The organism is Streptomyces sp. NPDC001231 (assembly GCF_042896885.1).
GTDB lineage: Bacteria > Actinomycetota > Actinomycetes > Streptomycetales > Streptomycetaceae > Streptomyces.
Genome location: NZ_JBIAXS010000030.1, coordinates 95,392 through 119,849 on the forward strand (window position 1 = coordinate 95,392; position 24,458 = coordinate 119,849).

The 24,458-nt window shown below is 64.7% G+C and carries 12 protein-coding genes; all 12 read left to right on the forward strand.

All coding sequences use genetic code 11. The features are described from left to right. Nucleotides 1-925 precede the first annotated feature (925 nt). The 12 genes from dpdE to ACFY3J_RS30790 all read left to right on the forward strand — a co-directional run bounded on the left by dpdE (nucleotide 926) and on the right by ACFY3J_RS30790 (nucleotide 24,175). Nucleotides 926-4,378 (forward strand): protein DpdE, encoded by a 3,453-nt coding sequence (dpdE, locus tag ACFY3J_RS30735; protein ID WP_390842176.1) that lies wholly within the window; start codon nucleotides 926-928, stop codon nucleotides 4,376-4,378. Continuing rightward, the gene (gene dpdF / locus ACFY3J_RS30740; protein ID WP_390842177.1) at nucleotides 4,375-6,981 is read left to right on the forward strand and encodes a protein DpdF; all 2,607 of its coding nucleotides are present in this window, start codon (nucleotides 4,375-4,377) and stop codon (nucleotides 6,979-6,981) included. The genes dpdE and dpdF overlap by 4 nt, the downstream gene beginning before the upstream one ends. Then, nucleotides 6,981-7,907 carry a protein DpdG gene (gene dpdG, locus ACFY3J_RS30745; protein ID WP_390842178.1) on the forward strand — a complete coding sequence of 309 codons (927 nt, stop codon included), beginning with the start codon at nucleotides 6,981-6,983 and terminating at the stop codon, nucleotides 7,905-7,907. The genes dpdF and dpdG overlap by 1 nt, the downstream gene beginning before the upstream one ends. After that, the gene (gene dpdH, locus ACFY3J_RS30750) at nucleotides 7,904-10,945 is read left to right on the forward strand and encodes a protein DpdH (RefSeq protein ID WP_390842179.1); all 3,042 of its coding nucleotides are present in this window, start codon (nucleotides 7,904-7,906) and stop codon (nucleotides 10,943-10,945) included. Before dpdG ends, dpdH begins: the two co-directional genes overlap by 4 nt. Continuing rightward, nucleotides 10,942-11,652, forward strand: a complete 711-nt coding sequence (locus tag ACFY3J_RS30755; RefSeq protein ID WP_390842180.1) for a hypothetical protein — start codon at nucleotides 10,942-10,944, stop codon at nucleotides 11,650-11,652. Before dpdH ends, ACFY3J_RS30755 begins: the two co-directional genes overlap by 4 nt. After that, entirely contained in the window at nucleotides 11,649-16,130 is a 4,482-nt protein-coding gene (dpdJ, locus tag ACFY3J_RS30760; RefSeq protein ID WP_390842181.1) for a protein DpdJ, read from the forward strand. The genes ACFY3J_RS30755 and dpdJ overlap by 4 nt, the downstream gene beginning before the upstream one ends. Continuing rightward, complete coding sequence (gene dpdK, locus ACFY3J_RS30765) at nucleotides 16,127-16,639, forward strand: phospholipase D-like domain-containing protein DpdK (RefSeq protein WP_390842182.1); 513 nt, start codon at nucleotides 16,127-16,129, stop codon at nucleotides 16,637-16,639. Before dpdJ ends, dpdK begins: the two co-directional genes overlap by 4 nt. Then, on the forward strand, nucleotides 16,636-18,855 hold the full coding sequence (gene dpdD / locus ACFY3J_RS30770; RefSeq protein WP_390842183.1) for a protein DpdD: 2,220 nt from the start codon (nucleotides 16,636-16,638) through the stop codon (nucleotides 18,853-18,855). Before dpdK ends, dpdD begins: the two co-directional genes overlap by 4 nt. Before the next feature lie 349 nt (nucleotides 18,856-19,204). Next, nucleotides 19,205-19,519 (forward strand): hypothetical protein, encoded by a 315-nt coding sequence (locus ACFY3J_RS30775; protein ID WP_390842185.1) that lies wholly within the window; start codon nucleotides 19,205-19,207, stop codon nucleotides 19,517-19,519. A 794-nt stretch (nucleotides 19,520-20,313) separates the two neighbouring features. Then, complete coding sequence (locus tag ACFY3J_RS30780) at nucleotides 20,314-20,616, forward strand: hypothetical protein (RefSeq protein ID WP_390842186.1); 303 nt, start codon at nucleotides 20,314-20,316, stop codon at nucleotides 20,614-20,616. A 1,424-nt stretch (nucleotides 20,617-22,040) separates the two neighbouring features. Next, a complete protein-coding gene (locus ACFY3J_RS30785; RefSeq protein ID WP_390842187.1) occupies nucleotides 22,041-23,030 on the forward strand; it encodes a hypothetical protein in 990 nt (329 codons plus the stop codon). Between the two features lie 431 nt (nucleotides 23,031-23,461). After that, complete coding sequence (locus tag ACFY3J_RS30790; RefSeq protein ID WP_390842188.1) at nucleotides 23,462-24,175, forward strand: hypothetical protein; 714 nt, start codon at nucleotides 23,462-23,464, stop codon at nucleotides 24,173-24,175. The last annotated feature ends 283 nt before the right edge of the window (nucleotides 24,176-24,458 follow it).

Below are 24,458 nucleotides of genomic sequence, written 5' to 3' on the forward strand. Positions count from 1 at the left end.
GGACCGAGGCCCTGGTCGCTGGTGTTGATAGACCTGCAGCAGTACCCGGTAGCAGTCGTCAACGCGATGATGAGCAGCGGGCTCACTCGAACGTAGCCGCTGGCCGGTGACGTCTCGTCCGCCACACTTGCATCCGTCCGTGCGGCAACTTTTGCGCCGCACCTTCTCCTTCCGGTCCCGTCAGGCGGGGCAGGTTGGATCTCTTCTTCGGCCCGGAGTGCCTGCAGCGTCCCGAAGCCGCGGGCATCGCTATGTTCCTGCAGCGTCAAGTGCTGATCGTTTGCGCTCAGTATTGACCGGACTGACTGCATGGGTTATGAAACTAGATGATCATCCTTATCGTGATCTCATCCCCGATGTCTGTGCGGGGTGGCGCGAAAGGATGGTGGGGTGGCTGCAGGACGGCGCTGGACGGGGCGGCGGTGAACCGGTCCGAGTTACGACTTCGGCGCGGTGACCTAGCGTCATTGAATCGTGATCGCCCAAGATCCCCACCCGGCGGGGGCGTTGTCGGTGGCACGGTTTACGCTTCAACCGGCTGGATGTGCGCATCTTGTGAAGGAAGTGCGATGTCGGGGCTGAGGGTGGGGGATTTCGTCCGTTTCGCCAGCTGTTCGGCGTGCGGGTGCAACGCAATGCCCGAAGGAGGGAAGGGTATATTCTTCCACTTTGAGGTGATGGCGGAATATCTGAGGCGGTGGCGGCGCGCGCTTCTCCATGGGGGATTGGCGATGCAGAACTGCCACATGCCGCTGTCCCCGAAGGTGCCGCTGTGCGCCGCGTCAGGCGGCAGGCTGCACGGCGGGGTCGGCCCGTGCTCAACGGCCCTGCCGTCGCGGTCCGCAGGCAGCACCTTGAGCCTCTGGGGTCGAGCTCACCTGCCGGTACTGTCGCTCTGCACTGCCGGCCGACAAGGGGGTGCAGCATGACGGACGAACCAGCCGCGTGCCCTCGGTGCGGCGCCAAAATGGTCCTGCAGTTCGCCTCGCGGGGATCCAACGCAGGCAACTGCTTTTGGGGCTGTTCGCGGTTCCCGCAATGCCGCGGTTCACGGGCCATCGATGGCGGCGTCGGCAAGGAGGCGTCGACCCGGCCCCGCACGCCGAAAGTGAGCCGTCCGGCGCGCAGCAGTGACACCTCCCGCGGCCTGTCGCTGCGCCGGGGCGACCTGCTGGTATCCAGCGCCAACACGCTCGGGGCCGGGAAACTCGTCGGCAAGGACGGCGGCGGCCTGGTCCTTGAGTACTTCGACACCCCCGGACAGCAACCGGGCGAGCGCCCTCGTCACACCGTTCCCAGGGAAGGCCTCGGGCGACTCACCCTGTCACCCGAGATGCGGGTGTTCTGGCTGAAGGGCGCCACATGGCGTTCAGGGCGCGTCATCGAGACCACGGCCCAGCGAGACATCTACGTCCGCTCGCGCAACTGGGAGGGATACGTCCCCGAAGAAGACCTATATGTCCGCTGGGGCCAGCCGCTGACCGACCCCGTTGGCTTTGCCGGCGCCGGGCTGATGGAATCGCCTCTGCTCGCCGACATGCGGCGCCCCTTCCTGCAGAGCACCCTGACGCAGCGTTCGGCGGCGCATGGCATGCGCGGTGTGCTCTCGAGCGGTATCGAGTTGTACGAGCACCAGGTCGAGACCGTGTGGCGTGTGCTGCAGGACCCGGTGCAGCGCTACCTCCTGGCCGATGAGGTCGGTCTTGGCAAGACGATCGAGGCTGGCCTTGTCGTGCGGGAACTCTTGCTGGATCAGCCCGACCTCACCGTGCAACTGATTCTCCCGCCGTTTCTCGTGGAGCAGTGGCGCCGTGAGCTGTCGGGCAAGTTCCGTACCGGCGACTTCCCGGGCGCCCGCATCGTGTACTCCCGTGACGACGCACCCGGCACGTGGGAACCAGCTGATCTGGTCGTGGTTGATGAGGCGCACAATCTGGCCCGCCTTGCTGACAGTGAGCAGGCCGAACTGGCCGGCCGCTACGCGCGCCTGGCGGAGGTTGCTACGGCCAGCCCGCGCCTGCTGCTGCTCTCGGCGACGCCAGCGCTGCACAACGAACGCGCCTTCCTGGCCATGCTCAAACTGCTCGACCCGGCCGTCTACCGGGATACGACGGCCGAGGATCTGCGCCAGCGCATGGAGGCGCGTTCGGGGCTGGGCCGACTGTTCCTCGGTCTCCAGCCTCACTTTCCCGGCGTTCTGCTGAACAAGCGCCTTACAGAGATCGGCGCCGCGTTTCCTGAAGACGCTGAGGTCGCCGCCTTGATCAGTGAGGTCAGGCAGGTAGTCGGAGGACCGGACCGGCAGGCACTGGTCGGCGCCATCGGCTCGCTGCGCACCTACGTCTCAGAGGTGTACCGGGTCCACCGGCGGATGCTGCGTACCCGCCGTACGGCTGCGCTGCATGAGTCGTACAGGGTCACCGGGCGGTTGCGTCCCCAGCAGGTGGTTCTTCCCTCGACCGCTTTTGCAGGCCTGGCCTCCCTGTTGGACAACTGGCGCCAGGAGGCTCTTGCTGCCTGTGAGTTCGACGGGAGGGCCCGCCGCGAGGCGGCGTCCGCTTTCGCGACGGCAGTCGCTTCGTCCTTGGACCCGGACGCTCTGTGCGCGTGGGCGCGGTCCCGGGCGGCCGCCACGCAAGGCGAGCAGGATGCGCTCGACCGCATGGAGAGCGACCTGCGGTTCGTCGGCCGCCGCAGCGATGTGGCACGCCCGCTGGCCGATGCCCTGACCTATCTGTTCAAAGCAGGTGAGCGGGTGGTCGTCTTCTGTCCGACACCGCAGCTGGCAGGGGAGTTGGCCGACGCATTCCGGGAACTGCTTCCTGAGGCTGTCTACCAGCACCTGGCGAGCGAATTGCCTGCCGTGTCCGAGCAGGCTGTGCGGGCTTTTGAGCAGAGCCGGACGGCAGCGGTCCTCGTTGCTGACCACTCAGCGGAAGAGGGGCGGAACCTCCAGTTCGCCGATCTCCTCATTCACGTGGGTCTGCCGCCCAGGGCGAACCGTCTTGAGCAGCGAATTGGTCGGTGTGACCGCTGGGACGCGCATCGCGAAGGCGGCGCCTGGCGCTCCTACTGGGTGGCAGAGGCGACCGACACGCAGTCCTTTGCCGCGGCGTGGATGCGGATCCTCAGCGAAGGGTTCGCCGTTTTCGACACGTCCATAGCCAGCCTGCAGCATGCGGTGGACGCTGCCACGGATGCTGCCTGGGACATGCTGTTCGAGCACGGTGTCGAAGCGGTACCCGAGGCCATCCGCACCGTCCGCACCATGCTCGAGGACGAGGTCAAACGCGTACAGGAACAGGACGCCCTGGACAGCATCGAAGCACCCGCTGACGAGCGCTCGGTGTACGGACGAATGATGGCATCGGAGAGCGAGGCAGCCTCGTTCGCCGACGTCACCGATGCACTGCTGTCCTCGCGAGGGGCGGCCGGGAACCTGCGGTTCGCACCTTCCGGCGACCCCGCCCATGCGATCGGCAGCTACGAACCCGTCAGCCGGCCAACAACCGGGCAGGTCCAGATGCCTCTGGTGTCCGCTGCACGACTGCAGCGCGACTTCGTGCCGCTCGCAGGACACCGCGGCACCTTCGTGCGCAAAGTCGCCGTCGAGCACGAAGACGTCCGCCTCTACCGCTACGGTGATCAGTTTATCGATGCAGTGTCCGACTTCCTGTGGAACGACGACCGGGGCAGAGCCTTCGGCATGTGGCGGTGGATCCCCACCTGGCCCTACGCAGAGCGCCTCGCCTACCGCTTCGACTACGCCGTCGAAGCGCAGCCGCTGCAGGCCAGCCCGGAAAGCGACCTACTGGACCAGTTGGCTGCAGCCTGGAGCAGCGACCTGGTGGACTTGCCGTCGCTGCGACGCCGGGCCGACGGGCTTTTCCCGCCGCTCATCGTGACCGTGTGGACCGACGCCGACGGCACACCGATCACCGACGAGCGCCATCTCAACGCCCTGCAGGCACACTATGCAAAGCCCGCACCCGGGCAGCTTGGAGGCGACTACGCACTCAACTCTGAGCGCATCAAACACGCATACGAACTCATTCCGGCCAGTCAGTGGGGGCGGTGCTGGCGTGTTGCCGAGCACAGTGCTCAGCGCCTGGCCCACAGCGACGATGCCGTAAGCGAGACCCGCACGCGGGCACTGGCCCTTGCCGAGACCGACATAGCCACCCGACTGCGGCAGTTGCGACTGCGTGCCGCGCGCTCGGAGGGAAACGAGCGCGCTGAGCTGGAGGAAGAAGTGGAAACGGAAGCGCTGGCGGGCCAGGAGTTGATAGCAGCCCTCCAAACGCCTTCGCTCCGCCTGGACAGCACCGGTGTGGTCGTGGTCTCGGGCCGCGGCCTGGAGCAGGACGGGTGCGCGTGACCGCTCAACTCGACATCGTTCAGCGAATAGTTCTGGGGAAGGAAACCTCGGCAGATCAGCTCACCGGCCCCCACCGGCGCTTCGCTGATGCCTGGCGCTCCAACCTTGCCGGGCCCGCCCTCAGCGGCGACATTGCCGCTCTGCTGGCTCAGATGCTTCGCCATCAAGCGGGTGTGACGGGCCAGCGCCACCACGAACTGGAGATCAACCTCCACGAACGCGGAATCGCCCTGCAGGCGCTCGACCGAGCACACCTGCGTGTCGAACGGTTCGGCGCCACACGGCACACCGTGCGCCTCGGCGATGCCTGGACGCCCCACTGGCTCCACGGCGACACCCGCTGGATCGATCTCGCCTGCGCAAGCCCTGGTCCGTTCATTGCCACCGACAACACCACGGTTGAGACCAGCGCCCGCCCGAGCAGTCCGGTGCCCGTCGATCCAGCCCTGCACGCGATCGCTCCCGACATTGACCACTACCGCTCACGCAGCCAGGCCAGCGCAGTGCGCACCGCCTCCCTGGCGGACCCGGCCTCCACCCTGCACGTCGTCCTGCCCACCGGCACCGGCAAATCCCTCGTCGGCCTGGCCCCGGGGCTGCTTCGCGCACGCGGGACCACCATCGTGGTGCTGCCCACCATCGCCCTGGCACTCGACCAGGAACGCCACCTGCGCAAGCGATTCCCGGCCTCCGTGCTCCCTCGCGAACTGGCCTATCACAGCGACCGCATCAGCGAGGAACGCCGAGCCATCAAGGAACGCCTGCGCGAGGGAACTCAGCGGATCCTTCTCACTTCGCCCGAAGCCCTCGTACGAGGATTCACCGCGACGCTGCGCACCCTTGCGACAACCGGCCAGCTCACCGGCCTGGTCATCGACGAGGCGCACCTGGTGCGCCTGTGGGGTCTGAGCTTTCGGCCAGAGTTCCAGATCGTCGCCTCACTCGTGGGTGAACTGCGAGAACTCGCCACGAGTGCCGGGCACCCCCCGCCACGCGTCACCCTCTTGTCCGCAACGCTGTCGGCACCCAGCCTTACACTCAACGACCGCCTCTTCGCCGGCAGCGCCGAGTCACTGTTCGTCGGATCGACCTTCCTGCGCTCCGAACTGCGCTACCTCCTGGGCACTACGACGTCCTCCGACGTCCGGATGGACCGTCTCACCGAGGCGATGCACCACCTCCCGCGGCCGGCGATCATCTACACCACCAAGAAGGAACCCGCAAGGATCATCGCCGAGCGCCTGCGGGCTGCCGGGTTTGCACGCACCGCCGTCTTCCACGGAGACCTTGGTTCTGCCGAGCGTCTGGGCATCATGCGCGGATGGTCCGGCGACGACGGGCCGACCACGACCGACATCGTGGTCGGCACCAGCGCTTTTGGTCTGGGAGTGGACCAGAGCGACGTCCGTACCGTGGTGCATGCGTGCGTCCCTGCCTCGGTCGACCGCTTCTACCAGGAAGTCGGCCGCGCCGGACGCGACGGCCACGCGGCGCTGTCGGTCTGGCTTCCCGCCGTGCCTGACGAGACCGAAGGCCAGCAAGTCGAAAACGCGACCGTGATCGGGGACGTCAAGGCCTGGAACCGATGGCAAGCCATGCGGGATCAGGACCGGTCCCCGAAGGAGGCGGGCAGCGGTCTGGTCCTGGACACCACGGTGGTACCCGAGCACGGCGATGAGCCCTCGGACGCCAACCAACTGTGGAACCGCAACACGCTAGTCCTCATGGAACGCGCCAACCTCATCACCATCGCAAGGCTGGCCCCCCCGGTGGTCGAGCGCATACCCGGCGAGTCCGAGCAGGCATGGCAGGCACGGTTCGACCAGGAGTGGACTGCCTTCGTGAGCCACGTCCCGGTACGGCTCAGACCGCACGTGGCCAACCTGGACCGGAAGACTTTTGAGGCTGCCCTACAGCGGACCCGCACGGAGATCAAGACCGCCGAAGCCGCCTCAACCGCGCGCATCACCCGCCTGCTGGCAAGAAGAGAATGCTGGGGACGCGTACTGAGCGAGGAATACACCTACACGGACATAGGCGCGATGCGGGCCAGCCAGAACGTGGCGCCCGCGTGCTCCGGATGTCCTGCAGAGGGGCACGCGCACCAGCCCGCCTTGCGCACCGCGCGTCCCCTCGTTGCAGAAGCGCTCATGCCCGATCTCGGCAGAAGCCCCAGCGCAGCCCTGGCGAACCTGGCCGCCGGCCACCGCAGCATCGTGGTCACCTACCCCAGCGGACGCCTCAGAACTGCCCTGAGCAACCTCATCCAGTCATGCGTCACCAACGGCGTACGCGGCATCGTCGCACTCGCCGCACTGCTTGGGCTCCCGGCCATCCGTACGGCCTCGCGGTTCGCCGACGAGGGCCTGGTCGTCGTGGACTCCTTGCGCACCGGAGGGGTACCTGCGCGTCTCTCGGTACCGAGTCTGATCCTGATGGACCACGGGCAGACGCCGCCCGTCTCATGGCTCGCCCCCACCAGCGGACCGCTGCGTGTCGTGGTCGTCCCCGAAGACATGCCCGACCCGATCTACCCAGATGCCCTCATCAAAAGCATCCGCAGCCCTCACTGGACCATTGACGACTTTCTCAGGAGACTCTGATGGCTGTTCTGAACCCACCGCGAAGCCTCCCGGCGCTCGGCCGCTCCGTCATCAACTTTCTTACCGGATCCCGACGGGCCTGGACCGAGGAAGAGTTGATCGAGGCGTTCAAACCGCCAGGTCTGAACGAGGCCGTCTCCTCCGCTGAAGGTCTCGCGGACACCCTGTCCACCTTCCGAGCGATCGGGATGCTTTGTAGCGACACGGCGGCCGGTGTGATCACTGTCAGCGACACGGTCGCTGCCAGGGGAGGCACCCTGTCGCCGGCGGCGTTCCGCCGGACACTTCAAAAGCATGCCCTCGATCTGGACCGCGACGGTGACCCGTGGCAGACCGGTCCGGGAGAGAGCCTCACCGGCGGGGCACGTGACCTGCTGAGAGCGATGTCGTGGTTCCTCGCGCAGGACGCGCTCGGGCGTCCCCTGTCGTGGACCAACGGTGTTCAGGCCCTCCAGCACGCGCAGTTCCCGGACCAGGACAATGAAACCTGGGCCATCACCAACGACACACGCTGGGGCTCCAGCGCTCGATGGGGAGAGGCACTTGGCCTTGCGGCGCCCTCGCTCGTGCAGGCCAGGTCAGGACTCGTGCCCCTCCCCGTCGTGGCGATCAACGACGTCTTGGAGGAACTGCCTGTGGGACAGATGCCCATCGGCGACTTCTTGGGCAAGTTGGCGACCAAGCTGCCTGTGCTGCACGGCGGTCTCGTCCGTGCCTCCCTCGTGGCGTACCTTCCCGACGGAGACCCCGACCCGGGCATCGCACAAGACTGCGCCGACAGTTCGGTGGGCCAGGCGCTGCGCATCCTGCAGGACCGCGGCCGACTCGTCTTCGACACCCTGCCGGACGCCGACGGCATCCGACTGTCGCGATTCGACAGCCAACGCCAAACGCACGTCACCCTGGTTCAAGGAGGAAAGCGATGACCTGGCGGGGTACTCTTCCTGCTGCATGCTGGGAGGCCCGTGAGGCCTCGACCATCATTCCGGTCGAGGCGGAGAGCACCTCTAACGGGGTCTTCCTCGCCACGCACACCTCGATCCCGATCCTCTTGCGCGACCGGGTGGACAGCGCTGTCGGCGGCACCATCGTCGACGAACACAACCTGCGGCGCACCGTCGAGGAACTGCCGGCGGACCAGCCCATCATCCCCATCCTCGGAAAGTCGGGCACAGGCAAATCGCACCTGATCCGCTGGCTTCGCATCAACCTGGAGCCCAACGACGCGACCCGGCTGATCTTTGTCCCCAAACACCGCATGTCGCTGCGCGGGATCCTCGAACTCATCCTGGAACACGCCACCAGCGAACGCGCCGTAGAGTTGCGTTCCAAGGTCGCCGCTGCTTCGGACGCTGCCGCGGACGAAACCACAGCACAACTCCGCCTGCGCAACGAGTTGGCTGTCCTGGTCGAGACCCGCGGAGCAGACAAAGACGGCACACCCGAGGAGAACGATCTCCGCGCCTTCCTCGCTTCCGCGGAGGGCCTGCCCGCACTGCTGAGCGATCCCGTCTTCCGCAGGCGGTTGCTCGCCGACAACGGTCCCATCGCGCGTCTGGTCCGGGAAAAGCTCTCCGGTAAGGGTTCGGAGGACAAGGAGGACGCGTTCGGTTTCACCGCGGCAGACCTGGACCTCTCGGTCGACGATGTCAGCAAGGCCGGCGTCGACGCCGCGAGTGTCGCCAGCGCACTCGCTAGTGATGCCCCCCTGCGGGACCTGGCAGCGAAAATGCTCAACGAGCAACTCGGGCCAGCGGTCAGTGAGGTCTTCGGGATCGGGGGAGACGACCTCAAGCAACTCCTCGTCGAACTACGCCTCGACCTGCACAGGCAGGGGCTGGAACTCCTCCTCCTGATTGAGGACTTCTCGATCTTCCAAGGCATCCAGGGCGGCCTCATCGACGCAATAACCCTGCTGCCCACCGAGACGCTCGCCCTGTGCCCGATGCGTGTCGTCATGGCCGTCACCACCGGTTACTTCGTCAACCAGATGCCGGAGACGGTGTACACGCGGACCTACAAGGTCTTCGATCTCGAACTCCCCTCGGACAAAAGCGCCCCGTTCGACCCTGCACGGTTCGCCGCCCGGTATCTCAACGCGGTACGCGTCGGCTCCGAGGAGATCGACAAGCACCGCACGCACAAACGCGTGGAGCCCAACCACTGTCTGCAGTGCCCCGTCCGGGACAAGTGCCACCAGGCGTTCGGGGAGGTTGAAGGCGTCGGTCTGTTCCCGTTCAACAGGAGGGCACTCGACCGGGCCATCCGCAGCCAGTCCAAGGGCGATGCCTTCGTCGCCCGCGACGTGCTGACCCGCGTCCTGCGCCCCGTCCTCCAACGCGACCAGACCGAACTCGACGAAGGCCGCTTTCCCAGCACCGGATTCGAGAGCGACTTCCGCACCGGTGCGCTGGACATCCTCGACAACGTCGAGGACCAGGTCCGGCTGCGCACGCCAGGTGACCCCGAACTCTCCGAGCGCCGCGTGCGGATGGTGCGTTTTTGGGGGCCGGGCCACGGACCGCAGAACCTGCACCCGACGATTCACGAAGCATTCGCCATCTCGCCCCTGCCTGACCTCATCACCGAGCAGCAGACCCTCCCGCATCAGCCGTCAGTGCCAGAGCCCGTCCGGCCCTTGAACGGTACGAAAACACCCATTGTGGTGGACCCGTCGACGCCGCCCCCGCCGGCTCTCAAGCCGACTCTGGTCCAGGCCGTCGACGAATGGCACAGCAGCGGCAAGCTTCTTCAAAGCCACCGCAACGATCTCCGGAAAATCGTGCACAGCGCCGTCATCGGCTTTCTGGGACTCGAAGACGGATACGGAGGCGACAGCGGAGACTGGACGAAGGCAAGGGCAGAATTCACGCCGAGCTTTGATGCCAACACCTCGATCGCACTGGACGGCAGTGCCCTGCAGACCGCGCTAATCTCGATCGACCACCGCAACGTGGAGGACGTCCGCGTTCTCCGCGCCCTCGCCTGGGTGAACGCAAAAGGGTCCTGGGAGGACGTGCCGCAAGGAGACGCGCTGCAGAGCCTGTGCGTGAACAGGGTCCAGGAATGGGCGGACAGCGTGTCAGCTTGCCTCCTTCCGTCGGAAGGCGACGACGCCGAACTGGGCCGGCTCGCGCACGCTCTTCTGTCCGTCAGCAAGGCCCTGGGGATCGCCGACTCGTACAGGAACGACGCACTCAGCCGGGTCAAGGCGCTCTTCGCCAGCCCGTCGAAGTTGGCCGATCCCGTGCATCGGCCCCACATGAGACGACTGCAGGACCGCTTCGTCGACCCGAAAGCGGATCGAGACACCCTTCAGCGGCGACTGCTCCGCCTGACGTCCTACCGCCAGGGCACCGGCAAACCGCTGGCCATTGACCTGCCCCGCCTTGTGCGCGCAATGCGCGACGACGCCGCTGAGGCGCCCTGGCCCGAGCACGTCCCCGAGCAGATCAGAAAAGCGGCGGACGACATCAAGAAGCGAACCACCGCGCTGGATCCGATGCTCGACGAAACCCGACGGCTGGCACCCGACGTAAGCGATCTCGGCGGTGACGTCGCCGAGGTGGCCCATGCCCTCAACACCCTGCTCTCCGACCTGGCGGCGCTTGGCCAGTCAACCAATTCGATCAATCCGCTCGCCCTCCATGACGCGGCGAAGTCAGTGAAAGCCAGTGATCTGAAGAAGGTGACAGACCTGACTGAGGGCCTCGACGCCTGGCCCACCCTCACCGCCGATCAGCGCCTGCGCCTGATGACCCTGGACGAAAGGCCAGCTCTACGCATCCGAGCCTGGCTCGACCCTGCGCGGGAAGCCGTGAACGCACTGGAGCAAAAACTTCAGGCCGGATCCGCCTCGGAAGCTCAGCGTGAGTACGACGAGACCCTCCAGCGGCTCGTGGCCGGACTGGAGACCTTGAGCCGTGAGGTCATGGACGTGGCTGGACCCGAGGGGGGCGCATGACGCTTATTGAACAAGTTCAGCGTCTGCGTGTGGCAGCGGTCGCTGCCCACGACGAGGACAAGATCAACCGCCGCACCGGCGAGTTGGCCGCACAGGCCGAGAACGTCGAGACCCTCATCGAGACGATCCAGCGCCTCAGCCGGGGCGTCGCCGAACTGCGCACAGCTCATGCTGCCTTGGACACGGACCTCGGTCCGCAGGCCGCCCAACTTGCCGCAGACCTGCACGCGCTCGCCGAAATGCTCCCCAGCCAGGACGCCGATGCCCCACTGCAAGCACTGAAGGCTCAGGTCAAGGCAGCCGATGGCTTCGTGAAGGGCCTTCGTAAGTCCGTTGAGCAGGCATGGACTGCTGAACGCAACCGTGAAGTGCCGTTGATCAATGAGGATCTCGTCGCTACGCTGAGCAAGAGCGGGATCGACGTGGAAGAGATCCGCATCAAGATCGAGAAGGCGCAAGGCGTCCTCAATGTCCTGAACAACCGCGCCGTCCCCGAGTCGGGTGACGTCGCCAGGCTGACCGCGGCGCTGGAGAGCCTCCAGGCATGCGGCAAGCAGATCTCCGTACTCGTTGACCCGATCCTCGCCCGAGTGATCACGGGCGCCCAGGAAGCCACCGGGGCGCCCTTGAACTCCTTCACCCCCGAGGTCCTTGCCGGGCTGTCGAGGCTGGGAATCCTGGACCGCTTCTGGGTGAGGCTGCGGTGACTCCTGAGACCGAGAGTGAAATCGTCGGCGTCCTCGAAGCACATGAGGACCCCCTGCTGTCCTGGGGCGTTGTCGACGGCGGATTCACCGAAGACGAACTGCACACCCACGTCGATGACGTCCTCATGGAGCGCGGCGAACTCGACACTGCCCAGGAGGCCATCGAGGCCCTCGAGGACAAGGGCCTGATCATCCGCGATGATGCAGTCTCGCCGTCACGGTGGCGTACCCGCAACGGCGAGACGCTGCGTCTGCTGGCCCGGCTGCGCCAGATCTTCCCCTCCAACGACCCCGCGGCGTGGCGCCAAGGCGCCGCGCTCGTCTCGGACTTCCGCTACGCGCGGCGCCCTCGTGCCTACCCTCGGCGCGACCAGTCCAGACACGCAGTCATCGACGGCACCGATGCGCTCCACGATCTCTACCGCCAGGTCATCGATGCCATGACGCGCCGGGGACCCCAACACGCCGACCTCAGCGGGTTCCAGGTCCGTGCCAGCCGCCAGATCTTCACGGCCCTGCAGTCCAACATCACCACCGCCACCGTCGTGGGTGCCGGCACCGGTAGCGGCAAGACACTCGCCTTCTACCTGCCAGCCTTCGCCTACCTGACGGGACTCCAGGACAAGTCGGCATGGACGCGTGCGCTGGCCGTCTACCCGCGCAACGAACTCCTCAAGGACCAACTCAACACCGCTTTCGCGAACGCCAGGCGACTCGACCACCTGTGGACGAAGACCAACGGCCGGCCCATGACCATCGGGGTACTCAACAAGGACACCCCAACCAGCACGAAGAGCCTGACGGCCTCCTATTCCGCATGGACGAAACGGGCCGAAGGCTTTCAGTGCCCTCACTTCACCTGTCCCGGTGACGGACACACCGTGTGCGGGGGCACACTTTTCTGGTCCGAGCAGGACGCCAGGGCCAGAACGGAACGCCTGACCTGCAGTACCTGCAAGCGCGTGTTCGATGACTCCATGCTGGTCCTGACCCGGAACCGGATGAGCCAGAGGCCTCCGGACGTGCTGTTCACCACCACAGAGATGCTCAACCGCGGTCTGTCCGACCTGTCCCTGGGCACACTCTTCGGCGTCGGCGCGGTCAAGAAGCCCCGCTTGATGCTGCTCGACGAGATCCATACCTACAGCGGCACCACCGGCGCCCAGGCAGCCCTCGTCCTGCGACGCTGGCACCACTCTCTGCGGAGTCCGGTCACCTTCGTCGGCTTGTCCGCGACGCTGTCGAACGCCGTTCGCCACATGGCCGATCTGACGGGCGTTGACGACGGACTCGTCACCAACATCGAACCGGGCGCAGACGAGATGGAGTACGAGGGCGCCGAATACATGGTCGCCGTGCGCAGCGATCCCACCAGCGGCGCCTCGGTGCTGTCCACCACCATCCAGACAGCGATGCTCCTCCCGCGCGTCCTCGACCACCCGGCAGAGCGCACATCCCAGGGACTTCTGGGCACCAAGGCGTTCGTCTTCACCGACGACCTCGACGTCACCAACCGGCTCTTCTTCTACCTCCTCGACGCGGAGGGCCAGCGCTACCGCGCCCCCCGCACCCAGCAGTTCAAAGACCCCCTGGCATCCCTGCGACGTCCCGTACAAGACGGCGTCACCGACCAGCGGCGCGCCGGCCAGGTCTGGGACCTGCCGGTGAAACTGGGCCACAAACTCGACCGCCCAGGCCTCAACGTAAGCCGGACCACCTCGCAAGACGCGGGAGTCGACACCGCCTCCCAACTCGTCGTCGCAACTGCCTCGCTCGAGGTCGGTTTCGACGATCCGGACGTCGGTGCCGTGCTGCAGCACAAGGCGCCCCGCGGCGTCGCCGCATTCCTGCAGCGCAAGGGCCGAGCCGGGCGAAGCCGCCGCATGCGCCCATATACCGTGGTTGTGCTCTCCGACTACGGACGCGACCGTGCCACCTACGAGGCCTGGGACGCGCTGTTCGATCCCGTCCTGCCCGAACTGGTACTTCCCATCCGCAACCGGGCAGTCCTGCGCATCCAAGCCACCCTGGCGATGCTTGACTGGCTGGCAGCACAACTGCAGCCCGTTCACCAGTACGCAAAGCTGTGGCGTGACTTGAAGCGGCTCGCCGATCCGGAGTACTCGGACAACCGCAAGGTCCAGCAGACAGCCGTCACCATTCTGCGCGATCTACTGCGCGATCCCGGGCGCCAGCGCAGCCTCCGTCTGTGGATCGAAGGAGCACTCCAGGTCTCTGAGGAGTTGGCCGCCGAGATCCTGTGGCACCCCCCTCGCCCGCTCATCCTGGCGGCCGTGCCCACGCTGGCCCGACGGTTGGACAGCGAGTGGGCCGTTGCGGAGGACTACATGTACGTCAAGGGCAAGGATTTGATGGGCAAGAATCCGCTGCCCGACTTCTTCCCCGAGAACCTCTTCAGCGAACTCGCGCTTCCCGAAGGGTACGTGGTCATACCCCCGCAGCAGCCGTGGGAGAAGGAACCTGAACTGCAGGCGATGGGCCTGGCTCAGATGCTGCGCGAGTATGCGCCCGGACGAGTGTCACGGCGCTTTGCCACCCGCAACCTTGAGCACCGGCATTGGATCCCCGTTCCCTACGGCCAGCGCGAGACCGTCATGGATCTCGCCCCTGCCCTGCAGGCGCACCATCGGGAGGAGACTGCCACCGTCGAAGTCGGCGGAGTCCCTACCCTCATCCCCATCGTCCGCCCCGACAGGGTGGAACTCCAACTCGCACCGCCAGAACTTAAGGATGCTTCCAACGCGGCCCTAGTTTGGCGATCCCAGTTCCTGGAGAGGGGCCTCGGCCTGGTCGCCCGCCTTCCCCTCTCGGTCCCCATCGGCAGCCTCATCGACGAAGCACGCTTCTTCCTGCACGCTCAAAACGCTCACGTCGAGGTTCGCCGTCTTGCCGTTCAGAGCGAGGCCAGTTTGGTCTTCGCCCGCGGCGGCGAAGCCCGGGTCAAAGCACAGTTCTCGCTCGATGACGAGCGGGTCGGTCTTGGAGCCACCTACGATGTCGACGGCCTGCGCCTGACCGTGACGGTGCCGGACGTGATTGCTCCATCCGGCGACCTCGACCCGGCCCTGCGCAGCGCCTGGTTCCAGCACGTTCTGACAAGCGACCCTGAACTGCTGGAACAGATGAACAAGTTCCAGTTGGAATGGCTGCACCAGACGATCGAATGCATGCTGCTGATGTCCGCCGTGAGTGACGGCACGTCGCTTCCCCACGCCTACCGGGCGATGCGGGAAAGCTTCGCCGACCGGTTGACGGACACCCTGAAGGCGATGTTCCGCAGTTCTGACGTCGAGGAGAGCGAAAGCGCCACACTCGGCCGAGTGGGTGAGCGACTGCGCCAACTTCTTGCCGACAAGGACATCATTGCCCGCTTGGACCACCTGACGGACCAGGTCTGGAACCCTGACTCGGCACAATTCCAAGCCTGGCTGCGCCAGCGCGTCCTTGCCACCCTTGGACAGGCAGCCCTGTGGGCTGCCCGGGAGATCTGCCCCGAGCACGACCCCGAAGGCGTCATCGTCGACATAGAACCCGGCTACGCCCTCGACGGCACATGGCGTCGTGGCCAGGTCTGGCTCACTGAAGCCTCTATCGGCGGCGGCGGCTTCATCGAGGCGCTGGCGACGCGCGTACGCCCCGACCCGCGGCGGTTCTTGCGGCTGATCATGAGAGCCGTCCAGCCCTCCACCAGCGAACTGGTCGACGCGCACATGCGGCGGATCGTCCGCTACACGACCGAGCGCAGCGACTGGCTCGACCTCGTTGCAGAATACCGAGGCTCGGCGACACAGGCGGACCGGGTGAAAAGCCTTGACCGCATACGGGCGCAGTTGCGCGACTCAGGCATCCACGGCGCGGAGCAGTCCGTCGTCTCGAGCCTGGCGAACCGCCTGCTCCGGCCCGGATCGACCGCACAGACGGACCAGGCAATACGTACCCTCATCGACGAGTGGGAGATCCAAGAGCAACGCCTGGGCCTTGAAATCTCGCCGCGTACCTGGGCTTATCTGATGCGTCAGAGGCACGACCTGGACGCTGGACTGAACCTGTCCGCGAACTCCTCGGACCGCCAGCGCATCGACGCCATCCAAAGCGCACTCTGGCCACGCGGATGGGCCATACGCGCCGGAGCACTGCAGTCGTGGAACCCCTACTTCGACAATCCGCCGGCCGCACCCGAGCTCATCCGGGGGCTGTTCACGTCCACAGACGACCTCATCAGCGTGACAGATCCCGACGCAGACAACCTGGTGCGCACGCGCCTGGCCCAACAGGGATCCGCCCAGCTCATCGCGCCTCCCGAGGACGTACCCGCCCTGGCAGACATGCTGGTGGACCTGTCGATTCGCGCCATCGAAACGGACTTCCTCCAAGTGTTCCCACGAGTCGTCGAGATCGACCACCGCTCCGAGGGCAGCGTCGTGGCTACCCTCGAACTTGCCGAGGTGTCCGCATGAGAAGGATCACCACCGTCGGGGCCGGTGAGACCCGGCAACTCACCGATCTGCTGCAGAACCTCCTGGTGTCCGAGTTGCTGGCCCCGTCAAGTCGCCTGTGGGTACTGTCCCCGTGGATCTCCGACATTGTCGTCATCGACAATGCATCCGGACAGTTCAAGAGCGTGCTCCCCGCCTTGCCGGCCCGCCCCATCCGGCTGACGGAAGTACTCATCGAACTCGCCCGCCGTGGCTCGGACGTCCGAGTGATCATGCGGGATGAGCCGCGCAACGCCGTCACAGGACAACGCCTTACCGACCTCGCCCCGGTGGGGCCACGGCCGACCCAGCTCATCAGGAACACCCTGCACGACAAGGGCATGGTGAGCGACAGATTCCACGTTCACGGCTCGATGAACTTCACCTTCTTCGGCCAGAGAGTGAACCAGGAAGGCGTCACCGTCGTATCCGACCCCGACCAGATCGCCCGCGCTTGGGTCGAATACCAGAACAGGTACCAATTGCCATGAGCGTTGACTTCAAGGAATTCTTCGGTCCAGGCAACGACATCACGCCCACACGGGTAGAACCGAACCTGCAACTCATCCTCGAGAACTTCATGGCAGGCATCCAGCAACGCCAGGTCGGATTCCTGCCGCGAAGTTCCGGCGGCCGTCTGTGGTGGTACGGCTTCGCTCCCACCCCGCGCCAGCGGCGCGAGACACTCGCCATCCTCGACAGTTGGATCGGCCCCACCTTCAGCGACCTGCCCCGCCACCGTGGTGCCCTCAACCCGGCTGATCCCTTCGACGCCGCACTGGTACAGGCACCTGTCAAGCCACTGCGCTTTGAGGTGCTGCCCCGTCCGACAGCAGGTTCGAAGGCTGCGGGACACGCGCGAGGCCAGGTACGCGACGCCCTGCTGGTGCTCAGCAAACTGCTCAACGGCCGGCCGCCCTCGGAGTTCGACGCCCCCCGGACCACCGTCGAGGTCCTCGACGACCTCGGACACGCCATCGCTGCCCGCGACCGTACTGTCGCCTTGGCCTGCCTGCGCGAACTTGAGGCCACCGCTGATCTCGACCAGGCGAACCTGGCCTTCCTGCGGCTGCGGCTCTTCGCCGGGCTCGAGGATTGGAAGGCCGTTCTCGGGGACCGGGATCTCGACCACGTCCTCGCCATGCGCCGCCCCTTGAGCGTCACTCAAGTGATCCAGCAGGCGGTCTACGCCAGATGGTTCGCCCGGCACGACGCAGCAGGCAAAGAGGAAGAACTGCTCGGTGCCGTTGCCGCGCTCCCTGCGGCGTTCCGGCCGCTGTTCTCGGGCACACCGACAACGAGTCGGGCGCAGGCCGTCGTGGAATTCCTCATTGCGGTCGAAGACGACGCGGGAGACGACACACTCAACCGACTCCTCGACGAAGCCGGAACGATCGAACCCGGCCTCCCCGCCCACCTGCGCAATGTGCTCCACCTGCACCGGGAACAAACTCCTCAGCCCACCGCCCCGTCGGAGCCGCCCGCCCCCCTGGATCAACTCGGCTCCCCGAGCGAATCGCCCCTCGAGCGCGCGACCGGGATGATGGCCCGGGGCGAACTTCAGGCAGCCATCGACCTCGTACTGACGCTCGAACCGAGCCTGCACGCGGCATACCTGCTCCTGACCTGTACACGCGACCTGCAGTCACCACAGCAAGCAGCGTTGGCACTTGAGTACATCTCCACGCATCACCTGCGTAACTTGATCGACGGAGCGAGTGCACGCCTGCGCGATGATTTTGCGTGGCTGGAGCAGTTCACCCAGGACGGTCCCCGCCTGGACTGGCACACTTGGCTGGACGCTCTGGACGGAGACCAGGGCAGCGCAGCGTTGGCTGCCAGCCCCGAAATCACGGATGCCTGGACGCCACTGAGCAGCAAAGCACTGACCACATGGCTTCACGATGCCTCCGACGAGGTACTCGGCAGACTCGGTGAGAGTGGAGGCCGGTTCATGGCGGCGCACCGCGACATCTTCACTGAAGATGGAGCGGCTGAACTCAGTGAACGTGTCCTTGCCGGTCTCGCGCTCAGCGGCAAGAACTCGGCCGGCGTTCGAGTGCAGACCCAAGCCCTACTGGACTATCTGCTGTCCGCCAACCCCACATCCGCAGTGTTCGCCTCAGCACTCGAGTGGATCGATCTCATCATCTCCGCGAACGTCTCGGCCGTGACCACGACATGGGCGATCGACGTACTACAGACGGCGACAGCTACATCGGCAGCGGCAACGAGCCCCGCCACTGTCGAGTTCTTCTACAAGATCACCAATACGGTAAGGCCGTTCAAGACGGCACTGGACCCAACCGACCTTGAGGCCATCAAACTCATAGCCGGCGAACTGGGAATCGGCGTCCCGGAAGACCTGCTTGCCGAGCAGGTAGAGGACGCCGACCCCGGAGCGCCGTACCGGTACCTGCAGGACTCAAAGGTGGTCCTGTACTCCCTCACCGAGTCGGCCACCACCCGTGCAGCACAGATACTGCGCATTTTGGTGCCCAAGATCGACATCGAGACGAGTGCCGAACACGACGGGAGCAGCAAGCTTGCCGCACAGGCAGCCAACGCTGACGTTTTTGTGGTGGTGACGGCATCGGCAAAGCATGCCGCCACTGACTTCATCACCGCCAAGCGTGGGACACGACCAGTCGTGCTCGTCAACTCGCGTGGCTCATCAGCGATTTTGCGTGAACTGGCGGAAGGATGACGGTCCACAATGCAGAAGGCTAACGCTTCTCTCGCAGTGATCAAGCGCTGAAAAGATTCGGCAAGCCGTGGTGAGCCGGTCCGATCGCCCTATGCCAGCACCGTTTCGGGTCGCGGAGTGCCGATGCCGTCTGCCGTGGTTGCCGTCAGCACTGACGTCACTGCCGTCGGCGACGCCGGAGTGTGACCACCGCATTAGGAGTTCGATCGCTCCTCGGCACTGCCGGGAAATCACCCGGCCACACTGGCCGTGGCAGACCGCTCAGGAGTGTCGGCGTCCGGCGTCGTTGATGTCACTCGTGGATGTCAGAACGGAGCAACCCGCGCTCGCTCGCTGGCACGATGGTCGCGTGGTTGACCTGGAGCGCATCAGAGCAGAGACCGTGGCGTACTTCCGAGCACTCGATGAGAACACCACCCTGCGGCACCACTTCCGTCACGCCGATGAGGAGGGCGGTCTGTGGTACATCGAGGCCGTACCCGACCGCGGCGAGTTGATCGTCGTCAAGCAAGCCGAGTTGACCTCGGCCGGCCAGCTCCACCGGTACAGCTGGGAGCACCTGGAGGACGAGCACGGCGGCCTGACAGACCAAGCGATCGACCCTGAAGAGGACCTGCTGGAGGCCATCCCGGCCGAGGAGTTCCAGCGGGTGTGGACGCGGTGATCACGCTGGACAACCACTTTAGGAGAGAGGTAGGGGAGTCTTGCCTGTGACCTGCGGCCTTCATGGCGGAGCTAGCAGGCATGGATACGCCCGCCAGACACCGTTGTTGACCGCGGCTGACCCTCGTATCTGGCACGGCTGTGGCACGCGACCTCTTCGTCCCGAACTATCGGCTGGACGGCCATTGAGGTCCATGACGCTGGTCGTAGGGTCTTCGGAGGTCATTGCCGGTCGGCTGTGGCAGCGGTGGTTGCTGTACTTCGCTGCTGTACAGCAACCACCGGCGGACGCTCGTGCACTGCTGGTTCAGCCATCGCTGCAACCGGCGGACGTGGAAGCCGGCTCGGCGGTCTGGGCGGTGCAGCAGCCGTCGCCGGTGGCGTTGGGGGGCAGTGCTCTTGCCCACGGCGTCGGCGTCGGTCTTCACGACGTACACCTCCAGCTGGGGCTGATCCGGCGAGTGCCGCGTTTCCCACCCGCGCCGTGCCTGACCCGCGCACCGTTACGAAACTGAGGAACTACCAGGCACTAAAATGGACACTGTGTAGTCAAGTGCACACTGACGGCGATGGTTGGGGTGGGCTTGCACCGCTGCTGACCAGCCGTGGTGGCGTTTTCTGAACTCCTACGCGAGCGCTGTGTTTTCGCGATAGCGTTCCTCTCTGTCGGGCACAGCTGTGCCCACACTCGATGAGGTCCGCCCCATGGCGGGCCTTTTTGCTGTTCGCTTCGCCGAAGGCCCCCGCAACTGCGGGGGCCTTCGGCGTTTTCAGCTCCGTAGAGAGGAGAGCGCTGTGCCGACTTTCGCCCTGATCACGCTGATGGTCTCGATGGCGGTGGCCGTGCTGCTAGCCGCGATTGCGGTTCACGGGCGCATCGCCGGGCAGGCCGTGCGTCGCGCCCGAACTGAGGACGTGCCCGAAGTGCTTGAGATCAGCAGCCGCGCACTGGCCGGCATGGTTGGATGCCTGCGGTTCCGGCTGCGGCAGGTGTTGCCTGGCACTGACTCCACCTCAGCCGGGACCACGACGGTCGCTGCAGCTGACAGGGGGGCAGCCTCAACCTCTGAGGCGGGTACCGAAGGGGTGGCATCGTGAGGCGCAGAGGGTTTGGACCGGACTGGGATCCCGTGGGCCGACACGCTGGCGAAGACGTATTGGGTCGCGCCCTGTCCGAACTGGAGGAGCCCCTCCGCATTGCCGTCATCCACGGTGTGCATGGTGCGCCCACGGAGCAACTCGTCCGTGAGCTTGGGCTCTCTAGTTCGTTCGAGCTTCGTGCTCTCGTTGCCGCAGCGCTTGAGCAGTTGGCTGGGTCAGACCACGCCGATGCCCTGCGCCAGGAGCTGCGGACGCTGCACGGCCCACGTCATTCACCTGTGTTGCGGGCTGAGGCTGCTCGAGTGGCTGTTCAGCGCTGCGAGCGTCCAGGATGTGGCTCGCCGCCGCTGCAGCAGCGTCCCATCGGTCGGCGGCGCCGATACTGTTCCGGTGCGTGCCGCCAAGCGGCCTATCGAATGCGTCACCGCGGGGTTACGCATCAGAGCGAGGGCGGAAGTACGAGAACTTACGTGGTGAGGGACTACTGGTCGGATCCCGCCCCGCTTCCAGAGCCTCGGGAGAACAGGCAGTGGGCCCAGGAATTCGTCGGCAGGTACGCCCGAAGGCGCGAAAGCGCCACCCAGCGGACTGGGCCTCGATGGTCACGAGAGAGCGTGACACTGTACCTTCAACGTCTCGGCCCTCGGCGTCCGGAGCTTCACAAGCCGATCTGGCGCCATGATGGTGAAGAAGCAGCCATCTTCGATCCCCCGGCCCCCAGTCCGGCGCTCCGGCGTCTGATCGACCATCTGGGGGACTACCGCTGGTACTGGAGGCTGGACCTACTCCAGTATGAGACCTCCGCCCCCCTCGCTCGCTGGTGCCATCGGTTGGCGAATCCACTTCAGACCTGCGTCCCTCAACGTCCCATCGACGTCTGGCAAGTCACTAACCGCACCTGGTTTCCTCCGCCCCCTGCCAGGCTGATGGAACACAACAACTGATCACCGGCGGCCGTGACCAGCGGCCACCTCATCGATCAACCGCCTGACCTGCTGCCGAACTGGCGGCACCTGTAGGCGTTGGTCACTGCTGAGCGCCCTTTCACGGCCCAAGAGCGGTCTGGGAGGGCGCTCATGCGTAGAACACCGCATTAGGAGTTCGGTCGGAGCCCGGCCTGGCGTCCTTCGTTGGCTGGTGTGATGGCCAGACAGAGTCGCTGGCGTATGCCTGTGTCCGGTGTCGTTGATGTCAGCCGTGGATGTCACGTTTCCCGCCCTGTTCGACTACGGGCGGAGGTAGACGGCATGGTCGGTTCCGGGTGCCGGAGCCGGCCGTCAAGTCTAGGATCAGGGGCCGCTGGCGCTCAGCCTGGGTCGGGTTGCTGTCCAACTGGCCTGCGCAAGCGGCTTGCTGAGGGCGCATGTCAGTGGTGACCCGTACGATCCGTGCGTCAGTGTTGAGTGACCATGGGGGGCGCAGTGGCCGAGTCTGCGGAGCACGCTTTTCTTTCTGATTCGATTCTGCAAATCATGGATGCCGCGTCCGAGTCTCGTCTGTATGCATACAGAGAGGCGGAACGTAAGCGTTTCGACTTTGCTTGTGATCTGGCAACCAACTGGAAGAGGGCTGTCTCAGGTCAGACTCTCTGGAAGCACACCGAGGGCGTCGATAAGGATGTTCGGATGCTGCTATCCGAATCGGAATCCGATGCTCTCATTTACGTGGCGCGCAGCACCATGAAGAATAAAGCTGTCCTTTATGAAGCTATCTCTGACTACAAGAAAACGGGGCTCTCGGAGAGGCTTGATCGGCTGCGTGTCTTCTGGGTCCCTGAGGATTTTGACGCGGACTCGGAAAGTCATCGAAAACTGGTTCACTCGGAGTTGAAAGAATCCGTCTCCCGCGACCTCTTGCTGTCGGTCGTGCTAGGAGGGATCACCGACCGAGACGTCTCTTCGTTCGCGACGTGGAGCGGCACCAGTGGACTTAGTCTCGCTGTCCTAGCGGAAGTTGAAGATTCCGGCTTCGGTAACTACACGCAGCTCGCCAAGAAGATCGGAATTAGTGCTGGCCCGATTAAGGAGCGGATTATCCGCCTAAGCCTTACCGGTTTCATCGTTCCGAGTTCAGATCCTCGGATCTCCGGTACGATCTATGAAGTCGCACCTAAAGGGTACGCCCTCATGGATCTGTGTGGCAGACTCTTTGCTGAACGCGATAAATTCGGCGCGGTTGACTCTGGTCTCGGATATATTTGCACGCTCCTGGGTATCGACCCGTACAAGGTTGATCTGTGGGCGTTTTCGCCAGGATTCGATTTCATAGCCTCGAACGGTCGCAACGTGCTACTGAATCCTCGGCATGACGCTTCGTCGCGACTGGCAGTCGAGATTCACTCAGCGATGGATAGATGGGACGTATCACTGCCGGAACCTTTTTACCAAATCCCTGGTCGAGACATTTCTTGAGACCGGCGGAAACCCGATAGGCACGCGAGACTGGTCTTTGCGCCTTGGGTGTTTCAGTGGTCTCAGCAACCCACCTCGTCGCAGATCTGGGCTACACCGCTGCGCTTTAGTGGTTGGCATCACTGTTGGTGGCGGTTGAGCGACGTCGGACGGCCCAGTGGCGGGCTCGGTTTCGGGCCGGCTGGGTGGTGTGGCCTTCTGATCCGTAGCTCTGTACAGGCCGGTCGCTAGAGGTCGTACCAACTGGTGCAACCGCCCACAGGATCAGAAAGGGTTGGCAGCGGTTGCCGTAGTTGCGGTACTTCGTTGCTGTACTGCGCTGGTGACCGACAGCCAGTCGGTACGCACAGCACTCGCATGACATCCAAGCGGCTTGGGAAGTAAATAACCCAAATGTCGATAATAGCAGCAAGCGAGAAGAAAGGAACACCATGACCCGCCCTCCCCGCAACGGCTACAAAATACTCCAGGAAATAGCCGGGCACGCCCCCGCAGAGCTGTCTATTTGGAATTCCGGAACAGCAGCGCTACACGCATTGCTGGCCTCAGTCTCCGTTCGATACCTACGAGAAGTGCAGAAGGGATCCCCCGGCGCACGAGACAGGGAAGATGGCGAGCCAGGCGGAGAAACTCGCGACTGGGCAAACATGACAGCCCACCTCATAGAGTGGGCTTTCCTGTATTGCGATTCATCAATTTCTGGCGAGCCCACCTTACAGCAAATAAACGAGGCACTCGATCTAGCCCAAAACTGGAGCGTCATTGAAATCGGCCTGGAAGGCGGGAAGGCGGGCCGCGTCCGAGTGGAGCAGAAAGGAGGGGAGCTACTGATAGACCCGATCGCCAACCCATCCGTCGAGGTCCTCGATATGCTCCTCGAGGAGATAGACACAAGGAATGTAGACGAAAACACGGTTGGCCCAAGCTTGGAACCCGCCTATGCATTCTTTCGCTCCCAACAAGGGCGCCGAGGCGTATACAGGAACATACCAACCTGGATTGGCGGGCTCTATATCCAGCACATGAAGAACTATGTTTCGAATAGACCATGGGAGATGCCCCTGGATACTGATCTAGGGGGGTTGACACTCAGAGAAGCCATTCCCCTTATGGGTGCCATCAAGGAATGTCATTTCTTCAATTGACACTCTTTCGTGGCGAGCCAAACTTGGAGACTGCCTACCTGGCGATGCGTCCAGAGACGCTCACACGGTGGTTGAAGAGGTATAACCCCAAGAGTACCGTCATAGACAAGTTCATCGATCTTTTCACCTATAGGGGTCCAGGCGGAAAGACACCTTTCTCCGCTCCCATCATCCCGTGGGGCGACCAACTAAGGGCTGTCCCGTAACTGCTGGTCATCTCCGACGGGAGACTGCCTGCGGCGGTCAGCCGAAGATGAGCTCGACGTCCTTGTCCAAGCAGTAC